Genomic DNA, 8,224 nt, shown 5'->3' with positions numbered 1-8,224 from the left:
TAGGTTCCCCCCCCCCCCCCCCCCCAGGGGTGGTGGGGGGTTCTGGCCCCTTTCCCACCCCCCACACCGGCAAAACAACCCCCCCCACAACGCAGGGGGGTGCTCGGGGCGAGCGGGGCCGGGCCGAGGTGGGCGAGGACGTCGGTGGACCGGGAGCCGAGGACCGGCGGCACGTCGACGCCGCCGCGCACGGCGACGTAGGTCCGGTGCCCGCGGGTGGGGGCGCCCAGCGCGAGCTCGTCGCCGGCCCGCAGCAGGAACGCCCGGGCGCGGGGCGCGGTGCGCTCTCCGCCGTCGTGCCGCACGACGGCGTGCGTGTCCGCCCCGGCGAGGGCGACGACGACGTCGGTACGGGCGCGCAGCCGCATCCCGCCGCCCACGGCCTCGACGGCGGCCGCCCCGACCGGGTTGCCGACCGCGCGGTTCGCGGCGCGCAGGCTGCGGGGGTCGGCGGCCCCCGATGCGGAGACGCCCAGGTGCGCGAGGCCGGGGCGCCCGAGGTCCTGCACCAGCGCCTGCAGGCCGGGGGCCACGACCTCCAGCGCGTCGCCCCCGACCGTCGGCGCGGCAGTTCGGGACCGGGTCGGCAGCTCGGACTGCCGCTCCGAGCGCGAGCTGCCGCCGTGAGCGAGAGCGGCCCCCAGGGCGGACGCGCGCACGGCGGTGAAGCGCACGCGGTCGCCCGGCGACCAGGGCGTGGGCGGGTCGCGGTCCGGGTCCCACGTGACGGCGTCGGTGCGGCCGACGAGCTGCCAGCCGCCCGGGCTCGCCCGCGGGTACACGCCGGAGTACGGGCCGGCGAGCGCCACGGAGCCGGCGGGCACGCGGGTGCGGGGCGTCGCCCGCCGCGGCACGACGAGCCCCGCGTCGTCACCGGTCAGGTACGCGAACCCCGGCGCGAAGCCGACGAACCCCACCACCCACGCCGCGGCGGTGTGCCGCCGCACCACCTCGTCCTCGCTCCAGCCGAGCAGCCGCGCGACGTCGGCCAGGTCCTCGCCGTCGTACACGACGGGGATCTCGACGAGCCGCCCGCCGCCGGCCGTCCCGGACCCGCCCGCGGCCCCGGCGGCGGCACGCTCGCGAAGGAGCGCGGCGAGGCGCACCGCGGGCAGCCGCCACGGGTCGAACGGGACCAGCAGCGTCCGCGCGCCGGGCACCGTCTGCCCGACGCCCGGCACGGGGTCGTCGCGCAGCGTGGCGTGCAGGGCGAGCGCCTGGCGCAGGCCGTCCACCTCGACGAGCAGCGCGTCGTCGCCGGCGGGCAGGACGCGCACGGTCAGCGACCGGGGCGCGTCGCGGGGACGGGCGCGAACGGGGCCAGCGCGACCCCTGCGGCGTCGAACGCCTCGCGGACCCGCCGCGCCATCGCGACGGCGCCGGGGGTGTCCCCGTGCACGCACACGGAGTCGGCGCGCACGGCGACGTCGGTGCCGTCCACGGCCGCCACGACGCCCTCGGTGACGAGCCGCAGCATGCGGCGTGCCACGACGTCCGGGTCGTGCATGACGGCGCCCGGCGCGGAGCGGGGCACGAGGGTGCCGGCGGGGGAGTAGGCGCGGTCGGCGAACGCCTCGGCGGCGGTCGCCAGGCCGGCGGCCTCCGCGGCGGCGAGGGCGGCCGTGCCGGGCAGGCCGAGGACCACGAGCGCCGGGTCGACGGCGGCGACCGCGGCCGCGACGTCGGCCGCGACCCGCTCGTCCACGGCGGCCGTGTTGTAGAGCGCGCCGTGCGGCTTCACGTAGGTGACGCGCGCGCCCTCGGCGGCGGCCAGCGCCTGCAGCGCCCCGATCTGGTAGACGACGTCGGCCTGCAGCTCGGCGGACGGGACGTCGATGTCGCGGCGGCCGAAACCGGCCAGGTCGCGGTAGCCGACGTGCGCGCCGACGGTCACGCCGCGGGCGGCCGCGAGGCGCACGGTGGCGCGGATGGTGGCCGGGTCGCCGGCGTGGAACCCGCACGCCACGTTGGCCGACGAGACGACGTCGAGCATCGCCTCGTCGTCGCCCAGGGTCCAGCGGCCGAACCCCTCGCCGAGGTCGCTGTTGAGGTCGACGGTGGTCATGCCGTCCAGTCTGCCGCGCGCCCGGCGGGACGGGCGCGGGGTATCACGACCCCGCCGCCTCGTTCCCCCGATGGTGTGCGGGTGAGCGTCGCATGAACTCTCGTCACAGGGGTGGCAGGAGCGAGGCGCCTGACGCACAGTTGAGGGACGGTCCTGTCGCCCGTGTCACACGACGACGCCGAGGTGTGGCAGGATCCGAGCGCCTGAGCAGTGCCGATGGGGGAGGTTCGTCGTCGTGAGGTCTCCGAGGGACGCCGACGAGATGGGGCGCGCGGACGCGGTGAAGACGCCGGTCCGTCGGCGCCTCCGGGTCGGTCGGGTGCTGGCCACGTCCACGGCCACCTGCGTGCTGGCCGCGGCGTTCCTCGCGGCGCCCGTCGCCGGGCTCCCGTGGAACCCCGTCTCCGCCGAGCAGGACGCGCCGTCGGTCGGCGCGGGGGTCGAGGGCGTCTCGGTGGGCGTGGTGGGCGCGTCGTCGGTCGAGGGGCCGACGACGGTCGAGGAGGTCCTCGACGTCCTCGAGCGCGCGGAGCTCGCGTCGAAGGACGCCGGCCGGACGGTGTCCCCCGAGGTCGAGCAGGCGGCCGCCGAGCTCGGCATGCTCCTGAGCGCGTACCTGGCGCAGCACCCGACCGGCGCGACCCCCGCCACGCCGTTCGCCTCGCCCGACGCCGAGACCCCGACGCCCCTGGTGACCGACCCGCCGGCGGACCTGCCGACCTCGGTCCCCGGCGTCGCGGACGCCGTGACCGTCGCGAACCACGTCTCGGGCGGGCCCGCCGGGGACGAGGGTGACGCGTCCGACCCGGCTCCCGAGGCGGGGGACGGTCCCGCGAAGGCCGGCGTCCTTCCCGGGCCGCGGGTCCCGGTGACGGGCACGACCCCCGACGGCGCGGTCCCGGGGAGCGGCGCGGAGGACGTCACGCCGCCGGAGTCGCAGCACGACGCGGAGGCCGTGACGTTCGACGACGTGGTCGTGGCGGCCACGCGGCTGGCGACGCTCCTCGACCCGTCGATGACGACCCTCGCCGCCGGCATCCTGCCGGCGGGCGCGGCCGGCGCGGAGGTCTCGGACGCCGCGCGGGCCACGCTGACGGCGAGCCTGCGGGAGCTGGTGGACCGGTACGGCAACAGCACGTCGGGCTACGCCAACGGGCGGATCCCCGCGTCGGCGCTGTGCCCCCTCGACTTCGCGCCCGGACACATGCTGCGCTGCGACGCGGCGGAGCAGCTCGAGGCGCTGAGCGTGGAGTACGAGAAGGAGTTCGGGGTGCCGATCCCGATGACCGACTCGTACCGCACGTTCGACACCCAGGTGCGCCTCAAGGCGACCAAGGGGTACCTCGCGGCGACGCCGGGCTGGTCGAACCACGGCTGGGGCCTCGCCGTCGACCTGGGCGTCCCGATCAACTCGGGCACCACGGCCCAGTACGTGTGGATGCGCGTGCACGGGCCGGACTACGGCTGGGACAACCCGTCGTGGGCGCGCCTGGACGGCTCCAAGCCGGAGCCGTGGCACTTCGAGTTCTTCGCCGCCGGGCCGATCCCGAACCGGGCCTGGAAGGCGGACGACGTGGGCGCGACCGGCGCCGCGCAGGACAAGGCCGCCCAGCACGGGCCGGGCAGCACCTCCGGCGCGGACGGCGCGAAGGGCACGACGTCGAAGGGCGGCACGTCCGACGGGTCGAAGAGCGACGGGAAGAAGGCCGGCGGCTCGTCGTCCGGCGGCACGTCGAAGCCCGGGACGACGGACGGCTCCGCGGGGGCGCCCATCAAGAAGCCGGGCGACAGCACCCCGGACAAGCCAGAGGGGCCGACGGCGCCGGTGAAGGTGACCGTGCCGGACGTCAGCGGGATGGGCGTCGACGCCGCGACCGCGAAGCTCCAGAAGCTCGGCCTCAAGGTCGACACGACGACCAGGGCGAGCGACGCGCCCGCCGGCCAGGTCCTGAGGACGAGCGGCGCGGGTACGAAGGTGACGAAGGGCACGACCATCAGCCTCGTCGTCTCCAGCGGCCCGGTCACCGTCAAGGTCCCGGACGTCACCGGGTGGACCGTCGCCGACGCGCGCGCGAAGCTCAAGAGCCTCGGGTTCGTGGTGGTCACGGACCCGGCGGACGGCGTCGACGACGGCGACCTGGTCGTCGCCACCAAGGGCGCGGGCACCGCGGTGCCGAAGGGCTCCACCGTCGTCCTGTCGTGGGGGGACGCGGCACCCGTGCCGGACGTCGCCGGCAAGACCGTCGCCGAGGCGCGGGCGGTGCTCGAGGAGGCCGGCTTCGAGGTGACCACCGACCCGGCGGAGGGCGTCGCGGACGACGCCGTGGTCACCACGACCGTCGACGCGGGCACGGTGCGGCTGAAGGGCTCGACCGTCACGCTGATCGTCGCCGCCGACGGGTCCGCGACGGAGCCGGACGGCGCCGCCACGGACGCCACGGACGACCCGGCCGCCACGGGCACCCCGGACGCCGGGTGAGCGCCGAGGAGACGCCCCAGGAGACGCCCGGCGAGCGGCGCACGCGGGAGGCGCTGGAGGCGTCGGGGATCGCGTTCGAGATCGTCCGGCACGGGCCGGTGCGCTCGCTCGCCGAGGCGGCCCAGGCGCGGGGCATCTCCCCGTCGCAGGTGCTCAAGACTCTCGTGGTGCGGCGCGGCGACGACGACTTCCTGTTCGTCCTCGTGCCGGGCGACCGCACGATCGCGTGGCCACGGCTGCGCGCGCTGCTCGGCGTGTCCCGGCTGTCCATGCCGGACCGCGAGGTGGCGCGCGAGGTCACCGGCTACGAGCGGGGCACGATCACGCCGTTCGGCTCGCTCACCGCGTGGCCGGTCGTCGCCGACTCGCGCGTCCCGGAGGCGGGGAGCGTGTCCGTCGGGGGCGGCGGCCACGGGGTGTCGGCCACGGTGGACGGCGCGGAGCTGGTGCGCGCCCTCGACGCCCGGGTCGCGGACGTCACGGACCTGGACGACGCTTGACCGGCGGGCCCCGGTCCCCCGGGGACCGACCCGCCGAATTGAACGGACGCTGGACGAATCCGCCGGACCGGGGAACACTCGACGCGGGCCGTTCGCTGTACGGAGAGGACGCGGACGGCGTCCACAGCCGGTAGGGCCCCACGCACGGGAGCATCACGACCACATGGACATCGACACCAGCAGCGACCCCGGACCGAGCTCGGGGATCGCGTCCCGGACCACCGACGCCGCCACCGTCCTCACCCTGTGGGGCGAGGTCGACGCCGCGCTGCGCGAGGCGGCGAGCGACGCGATGGCGTCGCTGGCGGCCCGGGGGACCACGCAGCCCATCGTCCTGGACACCCGGGACGTCACCTTCATCGACTCCTCCGGGGTGGCCTTCATCCTGCAGGTCTACATGCTGGGCCAGGAGACGGGCACGCCCGTGAGCCTGTACCAGCCCTCGGAGGCCGTCGCCGAGGTGCTCGACATGGTCGGCATGGGCGGCAGGATCCCCCTGGCCGAGGCCGAGCCCGCCGGGCGGCCCGCCTGAGCAGGTCGGCGCCCGACTCGGGCGTCGTCCGGGCCGCGCGCCTCGCGGCCATCGGGCTGCGTGCGCCGCACCTGCCCGACGCGCCCGCCGTCGTCGGCGCCCTCCTGGCCGTGCAGGGCCAGGAGCTGCAGCCCGCCCTGTGGGGCGTGTCCCGGCGGGTGGCGCCGGGCGCCCGGCCGGGACGCACGGCGACCAACGCGGCGCTGGCGGCGGGGGACCTGCTGCGCACCCACGTCCTGCGCCCCACGTGGCACCTGGTGCGGCCCGGCGACGCGCGCTGGCTGCTGGAGCTCACGGCCCCGCGGATCACGCGGCTCATGGCGTCGACGGAGAAGGCGTGGCAGCTCGGCGACCTCGGCCCCGGGGCCGACGCCGTCGCGGCCGCCGTCGCCGACGGGCCGCGCACCCGCGCCCAGATCAAGGCCGAGCTGGTCGCCCGCGGGGTGCTGGACCCGGACGCCCCCGGCCTCGCGTTCACGCAGATGCTCATGCACGCGGAGCTGCGGCGGCTCGTGGTCAGCGGCCCGCCGCCGGCCGGGACGCCGCTGCAGCACCAGTCGTACGCCGCGTTCGACGACCGGGTCCCCGCCGGCTACGGGCCGCTGGGCGAGCGGTTCGACGCCGAGGCCGCCGCCGTCGAGCTGTGGCGCCGGTACCTGCCGGGCCGCGCGTTCGCGACGGTCGGCGACGTGCGGCACTGGAGCGGCCTCACGGCCGGGCAGCTCACGCCGGCGCTCGCCGCGCTGACGGACGCCGGGGAGGCGGTGCAGGTGCCGGGCGGCGGCGACCTGGAGGGGCTGACCCTGGTCACGACGCCCGACGCCCTCGAGGCGAGCGCTGCCGGCCGGGCCGACGCCGCGGGCGGGCCGCCCCGCGTCGACCTGCTGCAGGCCTACGACGAGCTGCTGCTCTCCTACCGCGAGACCCGCCCCGTGGTGTTCGACCCGGCGCTGCCGCTCCCGGGCCGCACGGGCGCGTACGTGCACTGCGTGGCGGTGGACGGCGTGGTCGCCGGGCGGTGGCGCTGGCCGGCGGCGTCGGGCCGGGGATCGGGCGCCGGGGCCGACGTGGACGTGCAGTGGCTGCGCGAGCCGTCGCCGCGCGAGCTCGAGGCGCTCGCCGCCGCCGTGGCCGACCTCGCCGGCTACCTGGACTGAGAGTCTGCCCGGCCGCGCCCGGTCGATTCCCCGGACCGAGCCGCAGGTCAGCGCCGCGGATGGCAGGGTGGACCCGTGCATCGCAACTGGGCCGGGAACCTCACCTACTCCGCGCGCTCCGTCGCGCGCCCCACGTCGCTGGAGGAGCTCGCGGACGTGCTGCTCGCCGGCGGGCCGGTGCGCGCGCTCGGGTCGCGCCACTCGTTCAACGACGTCGCCGACACGGACGGCGTGCACGTCCAGGTGGACGCGCTCGACGACGGCCGACCGGCCGTGGAGCCGGTGACGCCCGACGACGGCGGCGCCGAGGGCGAGGTCGTGTCCGTGAACGCGGGCCTGCGCTACGGCGAGGTGTCGCGCGCGCTGCACGCGACCGGCCGCGCGCTGGGCAACCTGGCCTCCCTGCCGCACATCTCCGTGGCGGGCGCGGTGGCCACCGCCACCCACGGGTCGGGCGACACGAACCAGTCGCTGGCGAGCGCCGTCGAGGGCCTCGAGATCATGACGCCGGGCGGCGAGCTGCGGCGCATCACGCGCGCCGGCGACCCGGACGTCTTCCCCGGCACGGTGGTGTCGCTGGGTGCGCTGGGCGTCGTGACGCGGGTCGAGCTGCGCACCGTCCCGGCGTACGTCGTGCGGCAGGACGTCGCGGCCGACGTCCCCTGGGACACTTTCGTCGCGAGCTTCGACGCGATCACCTCGGCCGCCTACTCGGTGAGCGCGTTCACGAGCTGGGACGAGCCGGCCGTGCGGCACGTGTGGTTCAAGTCCGTCGCCCGCGCGGACTCCCCGGAGGCCGCCGTCGACCTCGCCGCCGGTCGCCCGGAGGTGCGCGGCATGGCCCCGGGGTTCCTGCGCTGGGAGGACCGGCCGGTGCACCCGCTGCCGGGCGTGGACCCGGCCGCGTGCACCGAGCAGCTCGGCGTGCCGGGGCCGTGGCACGAGCGGCTGAGCCACTTCCGCCTGGAGTTCACGCCGTCGGCGGGCGAGGAGGTGCAGTCCGAGTACCTGCTGCCGCGCAGCAGCGCCCCGGCCGCGATCGAGGCGCTGCGGGCCCTCGGCCCGCGCATCGCGCCCCTGCTGCAGACCAGCGAGATCCGTACCGTCGCCGCCGACGACCTGTGGCTCAGCCCGTTCGACGGGCCGTCCGTCGCGCTGCACTTCACGTGGCTCCCGCGTGAGGACGACGTGCGCGCGCTCCTGCCCGAGGTCGAGGCCGTCCTCGTGCCGCTGGACGGGCGGCCGCACTGGGGCAAGGTCAGCACCCTGGACCCGCGGGACGTCGCGGCGCTGTTCCCCCGCCTCGACGACTTCCGCGCCCTCGCGCACCGCTTCGACCCCGAGGGCCGGCTGCACGGCGGCCTCGTGGGCCGGCTGCTCGCGGCCTGATACTCGGTCGCGGCGGGCAGTGTCGAGCGGTGGCCGTGGCCGCCGACCTGGGGCAGCCTCGACGTGAGACGCGTTTGACGCGGAAGTCCCTCACCGTGGAGG

The 8,224-nt window shown here is 77.1% G+C and carries 7 protein-coding genes; 5 read left to right on the top strand and 2 right to left on the bottom strand.

Going from position 1 to position 8,224, the window contains the following annotated elements:
- Both ACWF41_RS01605 and ACWF41_RS01600 read right to left on the bottom strand, forming a co-directional pair.
- The coding region (locus ACWF41_RS01605; RefSeq protein WP_452181872.1) for a 5-oxoprolinase subunit B/C family protein at positions 1 to 1,277 on the bottom strand (1,277 nt) is incomplete at its 3' end.
- 2 nt (positions 1,278 to 1,279) lie between these two features.
- Positions 1,280 to 2,065: a LamB/YcsF family protein gene (locus ACWF41_RS01600; protein ID WP_380319564.1), complete on the bottom strand. Its 786-nt coding sequence runs from the start codon at positions 2,063 to 2,065 to the stop codon at positions 1,280 to 1,282.
- A gap of 235 nt (positions 2,066 to 2,300) precedes the next feature.
- Here ACWF41_RS01600 and ACWF41_RS01595 point away from each other — a divergent pair, with 235 nt between their 5' ends.
- From ACWF41_RS01595 to ACWF41_RS01575, 5 genes are all read left to right on the top strand, one after another.
- Positions 2,301 to 4,544 carry a PASTA domain-containing protein gene (locus ACWF41_RS01595; protein WP_380319567.1) on the top strand — a complete coding sequence of 748 codons (2,244 nt, stop codon included), beginning with the start codon at positions 2,301 to 2,303 and terminating at the stop codon, positions 4,542 to 4,544.
- Positions 4,541 to 5,044: an aminoacyl-tRNA deacylase gene (locus ACWF41_RS01590; RefSeq protein ID WP_380319570.1), complete on the top strand. Its 504-nt coding sequence runs from the start codon at positions 4,541 to 4,543 to the stop codon at positions 5,042 to 5,044. The genes ACWF41_RS01595 and ACWF41_RS01590 overlap by 4 nt, the downstream gene beginning before the upstream one ends.
- A 163-nt stretch (positions 5,045 to 5,207) precedes the next feature.
- The gene (locus ACWF41_RS01585; protein ID WP_380319573.1) at positions 5,208 to 5,576 is read left to right on the top strand and encodes an STAS domain-containing protein; all 369 of its coding nucleotides are present in this window, start codon (positions 5,208 to 5,210) and stop codon (positions 5,574 to 5,576) included.
- Positions 5,573 to 6,733 (top strand): winged helix DNA-binding domain-containing protein, encoded by a 1,161-nt coding sequence (locus tag ACWF41_RS01580; protein WP_452181904.1) that lies wholly within the window; start codon positions 5,573 to 5,575, stop codon positions 6,731 to 6,733. Before ACWF41_RS01585 ends, ACWF41_RS01580 begins: the two co-directional genes overlap by 4 nt.
- A gap of 75 nt (positions 6,734 to 6,808) precedes the next feature.
- Entirely contained in the window at positions 6,809 to 8,122 is a 1,314-nt protein-coding gene (locus ACWF41_RS01575) for an FAD-binding protein (protein WP_380319576.1), read from the top strand.
- Positions 8,123 to 8,224 lie beyond the last annotated feature (102 nt).

The sequence above is a fragment of the Isoptericola sp. NPDC055063 genome (assembly GCF_053608125.1).
This window is presented reverse-complemented; position numbering and strand designations above follow the sequence as displayed.

Excerpts from the sequence above, each read along its gene's own strand:
- ACWF41_RS01600 (WP_380319564.1), bottom strand. The coding sequence starts at position 2,065 with ATGACCACCGTCGACCTCAACAGCGACCTCGGCGAGGGGTTCGGCCGC.
- ACWF41_RS01585 (WP_380319573.1), top strand. The coding sequence starts at position 5,208 with ATGGACATCGACACCAGCAGCGACCCCGGACCGAGCTCGGGGATCGCG.